At 69.0% G+C, this 18,543-nt stretch carries 12 protein-coding genes and 3 pseudogenes; 6 read left to right on the forward strand and 9 right to left on the reverse strand.

The window, feature by feature from the left end; genetic code table 11:
* Nucleotides 1-284 precede the first annotated feature (284 nt).
* The 3 genes from J7E87_RS28555 to J7E87_RS36260 all read right to left on the reverse strand — a co-directional run bounded on the left by J7E87_RS28555 (nt 285) and on the right by J7E87_RS36260 (nt 3,267).
* A complete protein-coding gene (locus J7E87_RS28555) occupies nt 285-1,013 on the reverse strand; it encodes a spermidine synthase (RefSeq protein WP_215097439.1) in 729 nt (242 codons plus the stop codon).
* Nucleotides 1,014-1,112: 99 nt separating this feature from the next.
* Nucleotides 1,113-2,798 (reverse strand): ribonuclease J, encoded by a 1,686-nt coding sequence (locus J7E87_RS28560; protein ID WP_215097441.1) that lies wholly within the window; start codon nt 2,796-2,798, stop codon nt 1,113-1,115.
* Nucleotides 2,799-2,883: 85 nt separating this feature from the next.
* On the reverse strand, nt 2,884-3,267 hold the full coding sequence (locus J7E87_RS36260; protein WP_308313108.1) for an antibiotic biosynthesis monooxygenase: 384 nt from the start codon (nt 3,265-3,267) through the stop codon (nt 2,884-2,886).
* A gap of 1,526 nt (nt 3,268-4,793) precedes the next feature.
* Here J7E87_RS36260 and J7E87_RS28570 point away from each other — a divergent pair.
* The 3 genes and pseudogenes from J7E87_RS28570 to J7E87_RS35510 form a co-directional block, all read left to right on the forward strand.
* Nucleotides 4,794-5,225: an NfeD family protein gene (locus J7E87_RS28570; RefSeq protein ID WP_215097442.1), complete on the forward strand. Its 432-nt coding sequence runs from the start codon at nt 4,794-4,796 to the stop codon at nt 5,223-5,225.
* 3 nt (nt 5,226-5,228) lie between these two features.
* Nucleotides 5,229-6,269 carry an SPFH domain-containing protein gene (locus J7E87_RS28575; RefSeq protein ID WP_215097443.1) on the forward strand — a complete coding sequence of 347 codons (1,041 nt, stop codon included), beginning with the start codon at nt 5,229-5,231 and terminating at the stop codon, nt 6,267-6,269.
* 309 nt (nt 6,270-6,578) lie between these two features.
* Nucleotides 6,579-6,842, forward strand: a pseudogene (locus J7E87_RS35510) (GAF domain-containing protein); the annotation flags it as partial.
* Between the two features lie 192 nt (nt 6,843-7,034).
* On the opposite strand, the gene katG reads toward J7E87_RS35510, so the two are convergent.
* From katG to J7E87_RS28605, 5 genes are all read right to left on the reverse strand, one after another.
* Nucleotides 7,035-9,224 carry a catalase/peroxidase HPI gene (gene katG / locus J7E87_RS28585; RefSeq protein ID WP_215097444.1) on the reverse strand — a complete coding sequence of 730 codons (2,190 nt, stop codon included), beginning with the start codon at nt 9,222-9,224 and terminating at the stop codon, nt 7,035-7,037.
* A gap of 682 nt (nt 9,225-9,906) precedes the next feature.
* Complete coding sequence (locus J7E87_RS28590) at nt 9,907-11,115, reverse strand: type III PLP-dependent enzyme (RefSeq protein ID WP_215097447.1); 1,209 nt, start codon at nt 11,113-11,115, stop codon at nt 9,907-9,909.
* Nucleotides 11,112-12,881, reverse strand: a complete 1,770-nt coding sequence (locus tag J7E87_RS28595) for an IucA/IucC family siderophore biosynthesis protein (RefSeq protein WP_215097449.1) — start codon at nt 12,879-12,881, stop codon at nt 11,112-11,114. Before J7E87_RS28595 ends, J7E87_RS28590 begins: the two co-directional genes overlap by 4 nt.
* 94 nt (nt 12,882-12,975) lie before the next feature.
* Nucleotides 12,976-14,754, reverse strand: a complete 1,779-nt coding sequence (locus J7E87_RS28600; RefSeq protein WP_215097451.1) for an IucA/IucC family protein — start codon at nt 14,752-14,754, stop codon at nt 12,976-12,978.
* Entirely contained in the window at nt 14,751-15,941 is a 1,191-nt protein-coding gene (locus J7E87_RS28605) for an acetyl-CoA carboxylase biotin carboxylase subunit family protein (protein WP_215097453.1), read from the reverse strand. Before J7E87_RS28605 ends, J7E87_RS28600 begins: the two co-directional genes overlap by 4 nt.
* Nucleotides 15,942-16,189: 248 nt before the next feature.
* Between J7E87_RS28605 and J7E87_RS28610 the strand changes: the two genes are divergently transcribed.
* The gene (locus J7E87_RS28610) at nt 16,190-17,041 is read left to right on the forward strand and encodes a (2Fe-2S)-binding protein (RefSeq protein ID WP_215097454.1); all 852 of its coding nucleotides are present in this window, start codon (nt 16,190-16,192) and stop codon (nt 17,039-17,041) included.
* A gap of 88 nt (nt 17,042-17,129) precedes the next feature.
* Here J7E87_RS28610 and J7E87_RS28615 read toward each other — a convergent pair whose 3' ends face one another.
* The gene (locus J7E87_RS28615) at nt 17,130-17,381 is read right to left on the reverse strand and encodes a hypothetical protein (RefSeq protein ID WP_215097499.1); all 252 of its coding nucleotides are present in this window, start codon (nt 17,379-17,381) and stop codon (nt 17,130-17,132) included.
* Between J7E87_RS28615 and J7E87_RS28620 the strand changes: the two are divergent.
* Together J7E87_RS28620 and J7E87_RS36265 are read left to right on the forward strand one after the other, a co-directional pair.
* Nucleotides 17,380-17,824: pseudogene (locus tag J7E87_RS28620) on the forward strand (alpha/beta fold hydrolase); the annotation flags it as partial. The gene J7E87_RS28615 and the pseudogene J7E87_RS28620 sit on opposite strands and share 2 nt — an antisense overlap.
* A gap of 166 nt (nt 17,825-17,990) precedes the next feature.
* Nucleotides 17,991-18,485: pseudogene (locus J7E87_RS36265) on the forward strand (transposase); the annotation flags it as partial.
* Between the last annotated feature and the right edge of the window lie 58 nt (nt 18,486-18,543).

Genomic DNA, 18,543 nt, shown 5'->3' on the forward strand with positions numbered 1-18,543 from the left:
CCGCCCCACCCCCATTCCAGCCCGCTACACTCCCCACGCCCAAGCCGTTGACCAGCACGAATGAAGAAGTCCGGCTGGAGTACTAGACCTGACCCAGTTCGCGCAGACGGCGACGATCCCCGCCTAACGGTTCCTCTTGGCTGTGTGGCAGGGCGAGCGACACGATGGCGACGACGACCAAAACCCGGCGATCGAGGCCCTGCTCGCAGAGGACCTGGCCACCGACGGGGCGAGCCGTGTTCTGCCTTACGTGAGCGGCAGCCGCATCGCCTGCCGAGTTCCTCCTACGGCGTGTTCGGTGCCTTGCCGGCCAGGTAGACGGTGTTGGTCGAGGTGCCGCCTTGCAGGGGGTTGTCGAAGTCGACGACATGGGCCGCTGCTCGTGCGAAGACTTCGGTGAGTGCGGAGGTGAACCGGTCGTCAGGCGGGTCGTTGGACCACAGGGCGAACACCCCGTCGGGGTGGAGGTGAGCGGCGAGAGCGCGGAGCCCGGCGGGCTGGTAGAGCGCCGCGTGGCGCGGGTGGAGCACATGGCGCGGTGAGTGGTCGACGTCCAGCAGGATGGCGTGGAAGCGACGGCCCGGCTCCTCGGGGTCCAGGCCGCGGGGGTCGGCGGCCAGCGCGAAGAAGTCGCCGTGGACCAGGCGGCAGCGGTCGTCCGACGTGAGCCGGGCTCCGAGGGGCACCAGGTGCCGTTGGTGCCAGTCGATGACTTCGGCGAGGGCGTCGATCACGGTCAGCGAGCGCACCCGGGGGTCGTCCAGGGCAGTCTGGGCGGTGTAGCCGAGTCCGAGTCCGCCGACGGCTACGTCCAGTTCGGTGTCCGGCAGTTTCGCCAGGGCGAGTTCAGCGAGCGCGATCTCGCCGGTGGTGAAGAGGCTGGACATCAGGAACTCGTCGCCGAGTTTCACCTCGTACACGTCGTCTCCCGAGACCGGGTGGCGGCGTCGGCGCAGACTGATCTCGCCGATCGGTGTCGGTTGCCAGTCGATCTCCTCCAAGCGCAGGCTCATCCGTTCACCTTTCTGACGTTCGTGGATGCACGGGGGCTGTTGCCGGCGTGGCGACGCATGCTCCGCCCCGGTGTGGGAGCGGGGAGTTGGGGCGCCGCGTCAGGCGTCGATGATGACGGGGATGATCAGCGGCCTGCGGCGGTGGGCGCGGAAGGCCCAGTTGGCCACGGCGCGGGCAATGAGCTGTTCGAGCTGGTGGGCGTCGCCGACGCCTTCCTGGGCGGCGGTGGCCAGCGTCTTCTCGATGACGGGGATGACCGGCTCGAAGGTGGTGTCGTCGTGGACGAAGCCGCGAGCCAGGAAGTCGGGGGCCTCGGCCAGCCCGCCGGTGTCGGCGTCGACGATGGCCACGACCGTGATGACGCCCTCCTGGGCGAGGGTGACCCGGTCCTTGAGGGACGCTTCGGTGGCGCCGCCGACTTCCATGCCGTCCACGTAGACGTTGCCCGCGGGCACTTTGCCGGTGATGGAGGCGCGGCCGTCGACGAGGTCGACGACGACACCGTCCTCGGCGATGACGACCCGGTCGGGGTCGACACCGGTGCGGATGGCGAGGTCGGCGTTGGCCCGCAGGTGGCGGAACTCGCCGTGCACGGGCATGACGTTGCGGGGTCGGACGATGTTGTAGCAGTAGACGAGTTCGCCGGCGCTGGCGTGGCCGGAGACGTGCACCTTTGCGTTGCCCTTGTGGACGACGTTGGCGCCCCACCGGGTCAGGCCGTTGATCACCCGGTAGATGGCGTTCTCGTTGCCGGGGATGAGGGAACTGGCGAGCAGAACGGTGTCGCCCTTGCCGACGCGGATCGCGTGGTCGCGGTTGGCCATCCGGGACAGGGCGGCCATCGGTTCGCCCTGGGATCCGGTGCACACCAGGGTGATCTGGTGGTCGGGGAGCTTCTCCAACTCCTTGGCGTTCACGACCAGGTTGGGCGGGACCTTGAGGTAGCCCAGGTCGCGGGCGATGCCCATGTTGCGGACCATGGAGCGGCCCACGAAGGCCACCTTGCGGCCGTGCTGGTGGGCGGCGTCGAGGACTTGCTGGATGCGGTGCACGTGGCTGGCGAAGCTGGAGACGATGACCCGCCGCGGTGCGGTGCGCATCACCTGTTCGATCGCGGGGTTCAGTTCGCGTTCGGAGGTGGTAAAACCGGGGACCTCGGCATTGGTGGAGTCGGTGAGGAACAGGTCCACGCCCTCCTCGCCGAGGCGGGCGAAGGCGCGCAGATCGGTGATGCGGTCGTCCAGGGGGAACTGGTCCATCTTGAAGTCACCGGTGTGCAGCACCATCCCGGCTCCGGTGCGCAGGGCCACCGCGAGGCCGTCCGGGATGGAGTGGTTGACGGCTACGAACTCGCAGTCGAAGGGGCCGAAGCCGCGCCGGTCGCCCTCGCGCACGCGAACCGTGCGGGGCCTGATCCCGTGCTCCTTGAGCTTGGCCTCGATGAAGGCGAGGGTGAGCTTGGAGCCGACGACGGGGATGTCCGCCCGCTCCCGCAGCAGATAGGGCACGCCGCCGATGTGGTCTTCGTGGCCGTGGGTGAGGACGACGGCGACGATGTCGTCGAGGCGGTCCCGGATGGAGGTGAAGTCGGGCAGGATCACGTCCACGCCGGGCTGGTTCTCCTCCGGGAACAGCACACCGCAGTCCACGATCAGCAGCTTGCCGGCATGCTCGAAGACGGTCATGTTCCGGCCGATTTCGCCCAGGCCGCCCAGGGCGGTGACCCTCAGTCCTCCGTCAGGCAGCGGCGGGGCGGCTTTGAGTTCTGGGTGCGGATGGCTCATACCCTCACGTTATCGAAGAGTGTGCCGTGCTGATCCACTGCCTGCACGGTGGATGCGACGCGCGGTGCGCTGCCGGGTGCCTCGGTCATGGCCGGGGGAGAGACAGGGAGCGGTGAAGGTGGTAGCCCCCGCCGCCGGTGGGCCGCACCCCGGGTGTGCTGGAGAAGATCTCGTGCCCCTCGTCGTGATGACCGGCCTCGGCGGCTTCCTGGTGCGCCTCGACGCTGGTCCACCCGGTGTACAGCAGGACGCGGCTGCCGTCGGCGCTGTGCAGGAAGTGGGCCGAGATCGCGCCGGGGTGGCCCGCCTTCCGCCCAGTTCCCAGGCCGGCGGCTTGGGTCTGGTCGTACAAGAGCGCTCCCGTTTCCAGGTCGCGGCCTACAGCCTGCAGGGGGGCGAGGAGGCGGCGTGCGTAGGAAGGGCTGACTCCCCAGGTGGTGGCGCACTGCTGAGCGGTAACGCGGCGCATTGCTCCCTTTTGACGCGACTTGCAACGTACGCCCGGGATGTGCGGAAGTCGACGGCCGTCGTTCCAGCCAAGGAGGAGCCTCGACCTGTCGATCGCGCTCGGCGCACTGCTCGGCGGACTGACCGTCCGCTCCCTGCCCACAACGACTGTCCTGTGGACCGGCGGCGCGCTCAGGGCGCTGGCGGGGCTGCTCGTGTGGCCGCGCGGAGGCAGGCGTTCGCATGGAGCCGGAACGTGAGCCGTCTTGAACACCCGAGCCAGCATTGCAGACACACCGTCCCAACCTCTGAGGCCCCCGCACCGACGGGCACGCCAGACCGCGAAGAGCGTCGTCGTGGCCGCGTTCACCGTCACGAAGGCGGCCGGCCCAGCGATCACGTACACAAAGGCCGTCAGCGTCAGCAGGCCCATCAGCGCTGCGAGTTCGAGGACGCGTGTGCGGGTGGGAGAGGGGTCTCGGCGGGCGGTGCGGGGAGGACCGCGTCGGGAGCGCTGGGCTCGATAGAGGTCATGCCAGAAGCTCAGCAGCGAGGGCGCCGTTGCACCGCACGATCGGGCGAGGATCGGACGAGCTCGGTCAGCGGTGGTCGACCAGGCTCTTCGGGCGGACGTCGCCGGACGTCCAGAACCGTCCTGCGTCGTCCCCAAGTCGACCAGTCGGCTGGGGCACGGTCGCGCCCGGTACGTAGCCTGAGCGACCTGTCCCCTGCAGCACGAAAGGGGTGAGGTGCAACCAGCTTTTGATCAATCGCCCGCAGAAACCTTCTCGGCCGAGCTTCGACGCTTCAAGATCGATTGTGGAGATCCCAGTCTGGCGAGGATCGCTCAGCTCTCGGAAAGGTTTGAGCCGCGACTGTCCAAGTCCGCCATCGGCGACGTCATGAACGGCAAGCGGGTGCCCGGGCTTGACTTCACCATGGCTCTCGTCCGCTCTCTGATCACGCACGCCGACTCGTCCCCACAGGTGGCGCGCGACGACCCGCGCCTCAGGGAGTGGCGAACACGCTGGCAGGACACGAAGAAGCATCAGGACGAGATCCACCGCGCGGCTCGCACTCACACCGCACCGCCGCACCGTGTTCATACTGCGGAATCGCGCCCCCGCACGGCACCAGAGACGACCGCCCACCGACGGACCGCCCGAAGCGTCGACGCGCCCCGGGCCGGCGGGTCGATACCGCTCTGCGAGCCGCTCAGAGTGCCCATGCAGGAGACGGCCGCCCATCACCTGCGGGCCGTGCCGCCGCCGCTGGCTCCCCTACCCCGCTCCCAGCCCCTGACCTGCCAGACCGGCGGCCCGTCCGGGCGGAGGAGGCTAGATCGCTGGGTCTGCACGGAAGAGGCAATTCACTTGGAACGGGTAAAATAGCCCTAAAAGTATGAAGTAGTTGCCTGGTGTGTTGCGCCAGTACGGCTTCGCTCGTTCGGCAGTTTCTTTTCTCAGGGGTACGCAGCCGTCCCGCTATGGCGGCCAGAGGGCGATGGGTCAGCCTTTCCGCACTCGCACCAGTCAGAAAAGGCACGCAATGGATCTATGGCTGATCTGGTTGATCACCGCAGCAGTGTTGGCTGTGGCGGAGATCTTCACTCTCACCGCTGCGCTTGGAATGCTGGCCGGGGCCGCGTTGGTCACGGCGGGATTCGCCGGGGTCGGACTTCCGCTGCCCTTCCAATTCCTGGTGTTCACCGTCGTCGCCACGGTCAGCATTCTGTTCGTGCGGCCCATCGCGTTGCGCCATGTACTCCAGCCCCAGGTGGCGCGATTCGGCGTAGACGCACTGGTCGGCAGCCCCGCGTATGTCGTCTCGGAGGTGACGGGCCTGGGCGGCAGAGTCCGCATCGGGGGCGAGGAATGGACGGCCCGCGCTTATGACGAGACGCTGGTGATTCCTCCCGGAACGACCGTCGATGTCATGGAGATCAGCGGCTCCACCGCACTCGTCTACCCCCGGGAGTGAACCATGTCGGCGTTCCTCGTTGCTGGACTGATCGTCGCGCTTTTCGCAGTCTTCACCGTGGTACGGGCGGTACGCATCGTGCCCCAAGCGCGCGCTCGCAATGTCGAACGACTCGGCCGCTACCATCGCACACTGAAACCCGGCCTCAATGTCGTCATCCCTTACATCGACCGCGTCTATCCGGTGATCGACCTGAGGGAACAGGTGGTCTCCTTCAACCCACAACCCGTCATCACCGAGGACAATCTGGTCGTCGAGATTGACACCGTCCTGTACTTCCAGGTCACGGACCCGCGGGCGGCCGCCTACGAGATCGCGAATTTCCTCCAGGCAGTCGAGCAGCTCACCGTCACCACCTTGCGCAACGTCGTTGGCTCCATGGACCTGGAGAAGACTCTCACTTCACGCGACACCATCAACAGCCAGCTCCGTGGCGTGCTGGACGAGGCCACCGGCAAGTGGGGGCTGCGAGTCAACCGGGTGGAGATCAAGGCCATCGACCCCCCGCAGTCCATCAAGGACGCGATGCAGAAGCAGATGCGGGCCGAGCGGGACAAACGGGCCGCGATTCTCGGGGCCGAAGGACAACGCCAATCGCAAATACTCACCGCTGAGGGCGACAAACAGTCTGCCGTCCTTCGCGCGGAGGGCAACCGCACCGCTGCGATCCTCCAGGCCGAGGGCCAGTCCCGGGCCATCGACGAGGTGTTCCAGGCCGTGCACCGCAACGACCCCGACCCCAAACTGCTTGCCTATCAGTACCTCCAGATGCTGCCCCAACTCGCGCAAGGCTCGGGCAGCACATTCTGGGTGATCCCCAGCGAGGTCACCTCCGCACTCCAGGGCGTGTCCCGCGCCTTCAGCGAGGTGCTGCCCCAATCACCGGCCACCCGCGAGAGTTCCCCGGGCGACAGGGGTGCCCAGGCCGCCGCCGACGCGGCGCAGGCGGCAGAGGCAGCTGCCGAGGCCGTCGCCGACGCAGCCAAGGCCGATGGCGTCACCTCTGGCACCCTCCCGGCTCACCCCCTCGCCGACAGTGGATGACAACTACCCGGACATCCAGAACGCCGCAGGCCGACGTCGGGCATGATTGCCAAGAAGCTGGGGGTGTGCCGTCGGGCCCGTCGTGTGCTGTGGAACTGGCCGGTCGACACCAGGACCTCAGCCCGGTTCAGTGCTGGCGGCGGGCCCGCGAAGTGAACCCCTGCTCCGGATCAGGGGCGAAAAACGGCACCAGGGTGAGGCCCCGCCTCCAGGGCCGCTACTCGACCGGGCGGCGGTGCGACGGGCGGGATATCACAGCAGTTCTTACAGCGGCCCGGTGGCTCACGAGGTCGGGGAGACCAGACTGACGTGGGTCGACACCCCCTACGCCCAGGCTCTGGGGACCTGCGCCCTCGTCTCGTCCGCCACCTCGACACGAATGATCCGTGGCTGGTCCGTCGCTCGGCGCTCGCCGACATCGCTCATGAAGTGGGCCTGCGCTCTCTGATCGCCGTTCCGCTGACGGCCCGCGGAGTGGTCCTGGGCATGGCCGGCTTCTTCCGCACGAATGGTTCGCACGCTTTCGACGACGCCGATCTCCGGCTTGCCGCCGACCTGGGCGCACGTGCTGCGGTGTGCATCGACAATGCCCGCCGCTTCACAGCTGCCGCCCCGGGCGCTGAGCCGGGAGCACGGCGGACTCCGGGTGCGGCATGGTTGCCCAAGTGGTCGCGGGTGGAGCCCTCACGGACCCCTCATCACTGCGCTGCCCGGGTCCCGAGGATGTCCCGGTCGGCCGATGAGTGGCCGGCCGGGACATCGGGCTCAGGCGAGGTCGAACCGGTCGAGGTTCATCACCTTGTCCCACGCTGCCACGAAGTCACGCGCGAACTTCTCTCCCTCGTCCTCGGACGCGTAGACCTCCGAGACGGCTCGGAGCTGCGAGTTTGATCCGAAGATGAGGTCGACGGCGGTGGCGGTCCACTTGACCTCGCCCGTGGCGCCATCCCGACCTTCGAACACGTTCTCGTCCGAGGTCGACGCCTTCCACTCCGTGCCCATGTCGAGCAGGTTGACGAAGAAGTCGTTGGTCAATGTCTCCGGCCGGTGAGTGAAGGCGCCGTGTGGGGATCGCCCGAAGCCGGTGTTCAGGGCCCGCATGCCGCCGATCAGAACCGTCATCTCGGGAGCGGTCAGTGTCAACAGGTTGGCGCGGTCCAGGAGGAGAGTCTCCGGCGACAGCTTCTCTCCCGCCCGGAGGTAGTTGCGGAACGCATCCGCCCTGGGTTCGAGCACGGCGAACGTCTCTACGTCCGTCTGCTCCTGCGAGGCGTCCGTGCGCCCCGGTGAGAACGGGACTGCGATGTGGTGCCCGGCGTTCTTAGCGGCTTGCTCGACGGCCGCGCACCCGCCCAGGACGATCAGGTCAGCGAGTGAAACCTTCGTTCCGCTGGCCTGTGAGTGGTTGACGTCCTGCTGGATCTGCTCAAGGGTCTGCAGCACTTCAGCCACCTCGGGCAGGTCGTTGACCTCCCAGTCCCTTTGCGGCGCGAGCCGAATCCGTGCCCCGTTGGCTCCGCCACGCTTGTCGGTGCTGCGGAAGCTCGCCGCCGACGCCCAAGCGGTGGTGACCAGCTGGGAGACGGACAGTCCCGAGGCGAGGATCCTGCCCTTGAGGGCGGCGATGTCCTCGTCCGTGACGAGTTCGTGATCGACCTCGGGGACGGGGTCCTGCCACAGCTGCGGCTCGGGAATCCACGGGCCGAGGTAACGCGAGAGGGGTCCCATGTCGCGGTGCAGCAGCTTGTACCACGCCTTGGCGAACGCTACCGCGAGCTTGTCCGGGTTCTCATGGAAGCTCTTCGTGATCGGCCCGTAGATTGGGTCCATCTTCAGCGACAGGTCCGTCGTCAGCATCATGGGAGCGTGCCTCTTCGACGGATCGTGAGCATCAGGCACGGTGCCCTTGGCCGAGGGATCCGTGGGAGTCCACTGCTTCGCACCGGCGGGGCTCGTTGTCAGCTCCCAGTCGTACCTGAACAGGTTGTCCAGGTACCCGTTGTCCCACTTCGTCGGCTCGGGGGTCCATGCGCCCTCAAGCCCACTGGTGAGCGCGTCTGCGCCTTTGCCGCTGCCGTAGGTGTTCCTCCATCCGAGGCCCTGCTGCTCGATGGGGCTGGCCTCGGGTTCCGGGCCGATGTATTCGGCATCGACCGCACCGTGACACTTGCCGAACGTGTGGCCGCCGACGATGAGCGCAACCGTCTCCTCATCATTCATCGCCATACGCCCGAACGTCTCGCGAATGTCCCTGGCGGCAGCCATCGGATCCGGGTTGCCGTTGGGCCCCTCCGGGTTGACGTAGATCAGTCCCATCTGCACGGCACCGAAAGGACCGGTGAGTTTTCTGTCGCCGCTGTAGCGCTCATCTCCGAGCCATGTGTCCTCGAGCCCCCAGAAGATTTCCTCCGGTTCCCAGATGTCCTCTCGCCCGAAGCCGAACCCGAACGTCTTGAACCCCATCGATTCCATGGCACAGTTGCCGGCGAAGACCAGAAGGTCGGCCCAGGAGATTTTCCGGCCGTACTTCTGCTTGACCGGCCAGAGCAAACGGCGCGCCTTGTCGAGGCTCACGTTGTCCGGCCAGCTGTTGAGGGGGGCAAAGCGCTGAGCGCCGGAGCCGCCACCGCCCCGGCCATCGGCGATACGGTACGTTCCCGCGGCATGCCAACTCATCCGGATGAAGAGCGGCCCGTAGTGGCCGTAGTCGGCAGGCCACCAGTCCTGCGACGTCGTCATCACCTCGAAGACGTCCTGCTTCAGCGCGTCGAGGTCGAGGGTCGTGAACTCATCTGCGTAGTTGAAGTCCTCACCCATCGGATTGGACTGAGGCGAGTGCTGGTGGAGAACTTGAAGGTCCAGCTGATTCGGCCACCAGTCCCGGTTCGTTTTGGGGCGAGTCGGCGTGGGGGCGGGGGAGGGGATTGCTGGGTTCTCGCTTTCGCTGCCGGACACGTCCGTCCTTCTTCCTGTCTTGGTGTTTCCTTCTGCTGGTTGCTTGCTCTTGACGTTGTTTGCTTTTCTGGTGTTGAGCACTGCGACCCGCGCTCGTAGCCCGCCATGGTGCCCGTCGACTGAACGCCTGCCAGGCCCGCGGCAGGCAACGTGGGATTAGTGGCCGACGAGAACCTTTCCTCGCGCATGAAGCCGATGATTGTGCCTGTGTCGGCGTCCGTATGGTCGCGCACCGCAGACCGCGCCGCTACGAGAACACGCAGAGCACCCCTGGCAACAAGAACTCAAAAGCCCAAAGTCGTTTGGGGCCTGACTTTGGCTCAATCGTTGACGACTCTCCCGGCCTCTGAGCCATGTGAGAGGAGGCGGCTTTTTCCTATCATCATGCTCACCCGCTGACGTGAGAAGCGGAAGTGGAAAGTTATATGCCGGCCTGGCACGTAGTGGAGCGTGCCCCCCGTCACAACGTGGGTGAGGTTCCCCCGAGATGCGGCGGGAGGTGACAGAGGGCCAGCTGGGTCTCGTGAGAGGACCTTTGACCATGGCTGCCCCGAGTAAATATCCGCTGAAGTTGCGGGAGCGTGCGGTGCGGATGTACCGCACGACCGAGCAATATCGCGTCGGATGTGACAACGACCGCGACGGGGCGAGGGAGTCGCCTCGCCCCCGTCCCACGGGCCGGTCAGGCCCCTGTCCGATCGAGGAAGTGGAAGCTGGGCCGGGGGTGCATGAGGAAGTCGTGGTGCGAGATGTTCCACGCGTAGGCGCCCGCGAGGGCGAATGCCACCCGGTCGCCGGCGCGCAGACCCGGTGCCGGGACGCGACGGGCCAGGAGGTCCTTGGGGGTGCACAGCTGGCCGGTCAGCGTGACCCGGTCCTGCTGGGCAGCCGGACGGGGCCAGGGGTGGGGCCAGGTGTCCACCGGGAGGACGGAGCAGGGCTGGTCGTGACCCTTGGTCGCCGGGGTGCGCAGGTGGTGCGTGCCGCCGCGGACGACGGCGAACTCCTCACCGTGGCTGTGCTTCACGTCCAGCACCTCGGTGGCGTACCAACCGCAGTACGCGGTCAGGGCGCGGCCCGGCTCGATGCGCAGGGTGAGGGCGGGATGGGCGGCTGCGAGGCGGGCTAGCCCGACGCCGTACGCCGTCCAGTCGAAGCGCTGGTCGGGAGCGGCGTAGTCGACGGTCATGCCGCCGCCGACGTTGACCTCGGCGATGCGGATCCGGTGGCGGGCGGCCAGCTCCGTCGCCCACGTCACGATGGATTCGGCGACCGCGAACTGTTCGGGGGCGCGCAGGCCGCTGGCCAGGTGGGCGTGGACGCCGCGCAGCTGCAGATGCGGGTACGTGCCGTCGGTGAGCAGGCGGACGACCGTGTCGGCGTCGGCCGGGTCGAGGCCGAACGGGGTGGGCTGGCCGCCCATCGCCAGCGAGCTGTCCGCCAGCGAGCCGTCGGACACCGCGAGGTTGAAGCGGAGCAGGACCCCGGCCCTCGCGTCCGCCCGCCGGGCCAGCTCCGCCAGCATGTGCAGCTCGTACACGCTCTCGACGTGGAAGCGTTCCACGCCCAGTTCCAGGGCCGAGGCGATCTCGGCCGGCGTCTTGCCGGGGCCGCCGATGGCCAGCGGGCGGCCCGGTACCGCCTTGCGGACGTGGGCGAGCTCCCCACCCGAGGAGACCTCGTAGCCGTCGACGTACGGGCCCAGCGCGGCGAGGATCTCCGGCTCCGGGTTGGCCTTCGCGGCGTAGTACAGCTCGACGTGCTCGGGCAGGGCTGTCCGTACGGCGGCTGCGTGCTCGCGCAGCGCCGCCAGGTCGTAGACGTACGCCGGGAGCTCGTCGGCGGGCAGGGAGATGACGCGGTCACGCACCGCGGCGGTGGGGGCGGTCATCGGGCGTCGCTCCAGGTGTCGTGGTCATGGACCGTTTCGGACAGCACGTCCTCGGCGAGCGGGGAGGGTAGGCGGACGTAACCGGCTTCGCGGTCGGCCTTGCGTTTCCAGCGCGTCAGCAGGTTGGCCTTGGCGGGCAGCGGTACGCCCGCGAGCAGCGCGGCGAGCCGCGGCGGGCAGCCGTACTGGTCCGCGTACGCCTGGAGGGTGGCCCGGACCTCGGCCCACAGGGCGCGCTCGGTCTGCGGATGCAGGTCGGCGACGGCGGCGAGCATCTCGGCGACGTGGTTGACCAGCAGGCAGTAGACGACCCGGTCCCAGCCGCACTGTGCGTCGTACGTCATGGGGCCGGCGACCTCGGCGGGCAGCCCGTCGAGGGCGTCGGCGTGGTGCTCGGGGACGAGCTTGGTGCCCTCCAGGTCGCGGAAGAGGACCTGCGCGGGCATGCCCTCCTCGTCGACGCAGACGAGGACGTTCTGCAGGTGCGGCTCCAGGACCAGGCCGTGGTCGAAGTACGCGGCCAGGACGGGCGGGACGAGCAGCTTCAGGTACGCCGACCACCAGTCGAGGGCGGTCTTGGGCCCTGCCCCGTCGAGGAGCCGGGAGATGTGGCCGGGACCGGTCGGGTACTCGTCGGCGACGGCCGCCGCGAGCAGCGGGGTGGTCGCGGGCATGAGGCGGGCCGAGAGTCCCTCACGGACGATCACGCCGAAGCCTTCGAGCAGGGCGCGGTCCGGAGCACCGTCGGGCCCCGGCAGAAGCAGGCTTCGGTAGGCGGGCTCGCGGAGCACGGCGCTGCCGGGAAAGCGGGTGGCCATGTCGTTCAGGACCGGCTCCAGCAGCCGGGTCATGGCCACCGCGCCGGACAGCTCGTAACTGGCGTTTTTGCGCAGGCAGTTGGTGATGCGGACGTTCAGGCTGAACTTCAGGAACGTGTCGCCGTCGTACAGGGTGCGTACGGACGCGGTGGCGGCGAACGGCTGCCCGGCCAGGCCCAGGTCGAGGATGTCGCCCCGCTCGACGGCCGCGCGCAGCCCGGGGTTACCGCTCAGCATCTCGTACTGCCACGGGTGGGCGGGCAGCAGCCGGTAGCCGGCCGGGACGTCGAAACGCAGCCGGTCGAGCACGTCGGCGGCGCCGCGCGCGGCGGTCTCTTGCGCGATGAGATGCTCGCGCACCGCGAGGTGGCGGAGGGGGAAGGAGGCCCCGGTCTCGGGCGCGTACGACAGCCAGGAGGCGGTGTCGCCGCTGCGGGCCTTCGGCGTGGGATGAAAGCGATGGCCGAACAGCAGGGACTGCTCGGAGGCCAGGTAGGTGGCGAGCCTGTCCGCGACGGCGTCGCCCGGCTGGGGCCGTGCGGCGCGTACGCCGAGCGCGACCGTGACCGCCTGGTGGCTGGAGGCGATCTGATCCAGGAACTCCTCGTTGCGCACGCCCGTGCGCGACGACAGCTCGTCCTGCGTGTACGCGGCGAGGCGCCGCCAGTCCACCGCCACCCAGTCGCCGTCGCGCTGCTCCCGCACCGACCCGGTGAAGCGGTGCGCGCCCAGCAGCGACGTACGGCGCAGGGCGACGCGCAGCAGTACGCCGCGGCGGGGAAGACGCAGCAGCAGGTGGCCGTCGGTGACGGCGGTCTGGTGCTCAGGGCCGGGCATCTCTCTCAACAGGCAGTTGAGGAGGGTGTGGGCCACGGCGTCGTCTGCGGTGGGAAGTCCGCTGGGGGTGGCGGAAACGGGGGTGGTACCGATCGAATCGGTCAGCGACATAAACGGCTCCAGCGGATGCGGAGAGAGCGGAGGTTCAGGGACGGAGGGCGGCGTTTCCCGTGGCCGGCCGGGGGCTCGGGGAGTGCGGGGGCGCTCATCGTGCCATCGCCGCCCGCAGGAGGTAGTTGGGGCCGGTGGTGTAGTGCTTGTTGATGTCTGCTGCCCCCGAACGCTCCTTGGTGAGCAGCGTTCCCGCGGTGACCATCGCCTTGACCGGCAGCTCGTGAGCGTCGAGCACATGGGCGCGCAGGATCCCACCGGGCTCCCCAGCCCCGGTACCGAGCCGGTCGACGGCCTCGGTGAGCCGGTCGCGTACGAGGTCCAGCAGCGTCCCCAGCGGGGCGCGGCCCCGTCGGGCGAGCCCGAAGGCGTAGGCCCCGGTGCACAGGTGGACGGTAATGGTGGTGAACAGGTCGGTGATCGGCCTGTCGTCCTCGCCGAAGATCCGGGCGTCGTCGAAGTCGGACGGCTCCGGGGCGTGGGCTCCCAGAGTCTCTCGCATCCGGGCGGTGTTGATCCGCGGGCCGTCGTTGTCCTTGAGCAGCAGCCGTAGACGGGTTCGGCCGTCCCCGTCCCGGTCCAGGACGACGGAGATGTTCTGCTGGTGGGACTCCAGCGCGATGCCGTAGCCGAAGAGCGTGGTCTGCCAGTCGAAGAGCAGGGTGAGGCAGGCGTCGAGCAGCGCGATCGGGTCGCCGCCGTAGAAGCGGTTGGCGAGGTGGTCGATCACCATACCGCCGCTTGGTGCCTCGCTCAGCAGGGCGGCCATGGGCGTCACGACGGCGGCGTCGAGTCCGGCGGGGTAGCGGCGGGCGAGTACGGCGAGGAGTTCGTGCCCGACGTGGGCGTACACCGTCTCGTCGGCGTGCAGGACCGTGTCGCGGAAGCGCGGCTCGCGGGCGACTACCGTTCCCAGTAGGCGCTGGCCGGCGGCGCCGTCGACGAGGGTGCCCGGCTTGATGGTGCGGCGGTTGCGCAGGCCCAGGGTGGCGGTGGCGAGCGGCAGCTTGAGGTGGAGGGTGGGGTCGGCGGCGAGAGCCACCGTACGCATCGACAGGGTCGGTACGGCCTCGAGATACGGGTGGTCGGCGAGCACGGCGCGGTCTTGGAGGCCCGTCGCCCGCAGTGCCTCGTGCAGGGGCGCTCCGACGGTGAGCGGGTGGACGGGGAGGGCGATATGGCTGTGGGAGAGCTCCGGGAGGCCGAGGATCGCCGGCGTGGGCCACCGGTCGGGAAGCCGGGCGGTGCCACCCGGGACGGTGAGGGCCTCGCGCGGCACGGCGATCCAGCGCAGCGCGAAGCGGGGGTGGAACTCGGGGGCGTAGGCGCGCAGCTGCTCTTCGTCCAGGCCGGAGCGTCCTCGCGCGGTGGGGTAGACCGGGTGGTCGTGGCGGGCAGCGAGGGTGTCGTGTGCGAGGCCGCCAGCAAGGCCCGTCCAGTCGGCGGGGTCGGCGCCGTGGCGGTTGGTGAGACGGCCGGTGACTTCCTCGCGGGTGCGGGCGTGCAGCCGCATAGTGGCCAGGGTCTGGCGGCACTCCTCGGCGAAGGCACCGAAGCCGGCCCGGTCGGCGGGGTGCGCGTGCGCGCTCAGGGCGGCGAGGACTTCGTCGGGGGACACAAGCTCACGGCCGTCCGACTCCCGTACGAGCAGCGGCAGTCGCGCGGTGTACGTGCTCTGGAAGCCGTCCTCGACGACCGGGAGCAGTAGGGCGTCACCGTCCGCGTCGTGGGCGAGCCGCAGCCAGAGGCCGTCCTCCCGCTCCACCGGCGTGGAGCGGGTGCGCAGGCCCGCGGCGTCCTCGCGCAGCAGCGCACCGAGCACGCGCAGCAGCAGGTCCGCCTTCGTGTCGACGGCTGTGGTGGTCACCGTCATGGGGTGAACTCCCAGCGCTGAGCGGCGAGGAAGTCGGCCACGACCCGGTCGATGGATTCCTGATCGGTGCCGGTGGCCCGGAGCACGCCGAGGTAGTCGCGGTTCGTGTGGTACAGATCGTGCCACTCGCCGACCTCGCGTAGCGGCCGGTACGTCAGGTTCACACCGTCCACGACGAGATCGGCGGCCGCCGGGGCTGATGTCAGCGTGCCGGCCCTGTCGGCGCAAGGGCATTCGAGCCGGGCTGTGCCGTCGTTACGGGCGCCCAGGTCGGCGGGCAGGGGCTCGCCCAGGTGCGTACGGAGGATGTGCTCGAAGAGCGGGATGTCCATCAACTGAGCGAGGAGAAGGTCGCACTGGTCGCCGATGGCACGGTAGTTGACCTCGATGATGCGTGCGCGGCCCGCATGCACCACGAATTCGGTGTGGCACGCGCCGAAGCCGACGCCGAGGGCGTCGAGCTGGGCGAGGATCTGCTCCACGACCGGCTCGGGGTGGGCGGGGACGAAGGTAAGCCGTTCCTCGATGAAGTACGGCGGCGGGGACAGCTCGGTGTGGAAGCCGCCCAGGACGTGGCGTACGCGGCCGTCGCCGAGCGTTTCGAGGGTGTACAGCTCACCGGCGAGGTACTCCTCGACGACCAGCGCCGCTTCCGGGCGCCGCTCCTGGATCTCCTTGCAGCGCAGCAGGAGGTCCTCGGGGCCGTCGGCGAGCACCACGTCCTCGCTGGCCACGCCCTCGCGGGGCTTGACGACGCACGGGAACGGCACGTCGAGGCCGGTGAGTACGGCCGGGTCCTGGCCGGCGGCCAGCTCGGTCGACCACACCTTGTCCGCCCCGGTCGCGGCGAGGTGGCGGCGCATGTGCGCCTTGTCCTTGGCGCGCAGCGCGGCCTGCCAGGGCTTGGCGGGGAGCCCGAAGTAGTCCGCGGCGAGGGCGGCCTGGGTCTGCAGGTGGTCGCTGTTGGTGAAGACCGCGTCGGGTGTGTGGTGGGTCGATATCCGGGTGATGACCGCGCGGAAGTCGCGTACGTCGCACTCCAGGATCTCGATGTCCGGGCACGTGCGGCGGTGGGCCTGAGGCTGGTCGGTGAGCACGGTGACGCTGAGGCCGAGCCGGGCGGCGGCGGGGAGGAAGCCTTCGGTGACCGAGTCGGTGGGGTTCAGTGCGAGCAGGTACAACCGCATGGGCGGTGACCCCTTCCGAGTCGAGGACGTGGGGACGGGCGGCGTGGGGAGAGGTCGGCGGCGGTGCAGGCACCGACCGGCCTTCGACCTCGGCGGCAGCCCAAGTTAGGTAACCCTAAGTTATCAACTTCCGTGCGACTCACGGAAATCGACCCCTTGATCGCCAGGGTGGGCACTCGACTAAGGTAAGGCTTACCTTTTCATTTTGTGACGCCCAAGCTACCGTGCCGCTCCATGAAGGACTGCCGATGACCATGGCCACAGGGACCGCGACAGCCGGCCCCGCCGTGACCGCGGCCTCCGCGCTCGCCCGTACCTACCTCGACCTCGTGGCCTCGTGCGAAGCGCTGAACGTGCGGATCGCTTCCGTGGCACCCGAAGCGCACCTCGACGGGGCCGAACTGACGCGGAGCGAGAAAGCGCTGGACGCCTTCATCGGCGCCGAGGCCGCCCGCATCCGGGAACATCACAGACACACGCCCCGCAGGGACGTCGCCGCCTCCCGCGTCCTGCACGACTACCTCTGGTCCGTCAGTCTGCTGATGAGCGGCCCCTGGTACCTGGAGCGGCGCGTGCCGCGCATCGCCCGGCAGGATGTCCGCATCGACGTCGCGGCGGCTGCGTTCGAGATCGTCCCGGGTTCCGACTTCGCCTGCCTGTCCGACGACCCGGCGGCCGGGATGCCCGGTGTCCGGGTGGTGGCACACGAAGAGGCGCTGCGCGCCGAGCTGCGCGCCGCCGTTGCCGACCACGTAGGACCTTTACTGGCGGCTGTGGGGCCCCATGCACGCCGCAGGCCAAGGGCCTTGTGGGGCATGGCCGCCGACGACCTGGTCTCCGGGATCTGGTACCTCGGCCGCATGCTCGACCAGGAGGACCGAGCGATCCAGGCCGCGACCGAGCTGCTTCCGAAGGCCATTCCGCCCTTCCCCGGCGGCGCCGACTTCCGCCGGCTGGCGGGCCGCGACGGGCGGCGGCACCCGACCCGCACACGCCTCGGCTGCTGCATGTACTACACCTTCGACGCCGCCCAGGCGTGCTCGACGTGTCCCCGGACCTGTGACTCGGAGCGCCTGCGGAGGGTGGAGGACTCGGGCTGACCGCGGCGGAAACGGCGGCGGGCCGGCACCGGGGCGTACGGCTTCTCCGTACACCTCCGACGTCGGCCCGGCAGTCGTGATGTGACGCTTACTTCGCCGGATCGACCTTGAAGACCTTCGCCATGTCGTCGAAGGCCAGATTGGTGCCCTGGAGCGAGACGGAGGTCATCCAGACGGCGTCGTCGACCTCGTGGGACTGACCCTTCTGTACGGCATTGAGCCGCTTCCACAGCGGGTTCGCGAGGAACTTCTTCTTGCGCTCCTCGCCGCCGGAGAAGGTCGTGATCAAGATGTGGTCGGCGTCCGCCTGCCCGATCTGCTCCTCGCTGATCTCGCCCACCCATCACCTGATCGCCGACATGGAGCGGTTGCGGAAACACCTCGGCATCGACTGCTGGCTACTCTACGGCGGCTCATGGGGGCTCCACGCTCCTCCTGGCCTACGCCGCCGAGCAGCACCCGCAGCACGTGTCGGAGATCGTCATCTCCAGCGTCACCACGACGCGGCGCTCGGAGATCGACTGGCTCTACCGGGGCGCCGGGCGCATCTTCCTCGAGCAGTGGGAACGCTTCCTCGCGGGCGCTCCCGGCACGCCGCGCGACGGCGACATCGTGGCGGCGTACGCCCGCCCTATAAAGCACCCCGACGCCGCCGTACGCGCGAAGGCCACGGCTGACTGGTGCGCCTGGGAGGACGCGGTCCTGTCCGGCGAAACGAACGGCGCCTCCCGCCCGTACGGTGACCGCCCCCCAGCCGCCCAACTGGCCCTCGTACGCATCTGTGGCAGCAGGACCTGGCGGAGTGGGACCGCCGAGATCGACGCCGCGATACGCCCGACGTCCCCGCCCCGTACGCCCCTGCCGTGAACCAGGCGCTGTCACAGTTCTGACCGCCCGAGCGGACCGGTGGCGGCCACTCGACACGCCATCGGTCGGGAGGCGAACGACCATGACCCATACGCTCAGCACCCCACGTGCCCGTCGGCATCCGCCCCTTGCGGGTGAGGTCGTCCTCGGTGTGGACACCCACTGGGATGCCCATGTCGCTGCCGCGGTCTCCCATCTGGGGGCGGTCATCGGCACCGAAACCTTCCCTGCCACCGCGGCCGGCTATCGCCAACTGCTGGAGTGGGCCAGCCGGTTGGGCACAGTTTGTAGGGCCGGTGTGGAGGGGACCGGCAGCTACGGTGCGGCGCTGTCCCGCTATCTGCTGGCGCAGCATGTCGAGGTGTTCGAGGTGAACCGGCCCGACCGTACGGTCCGCCGGCGGCGCGGGAAGTCGGACATGGCCGATGCCCAGGCCGCCGCTCAGGCCGTGCTCAGCGGTCGCGCGCAGGCCCGGGCCAAGTCCGGCGACGGGCCGGTGCAGATCGCCCGGATGTTCAAACTCGCCAAGGACTCCGCCGTCAAGGCTCGCACCCAGGCGGTCAACCAGCTCAAGGCCGTCCTGGTCACCGCCGACCCCGTCGTGCGCGAAGAACTGCCGCCGTGCAATGCGGCAC

Source organism: Streptomyces sp. ISL-1 (assembly GCF_018614585.1).
Taxonomy (GTDB): Bacteria; Actinomycetota; Actinomycetes; order Streptomycetales; family Streptomycetaceae; genus Streptomyces; species Streptomyces maoxianensis.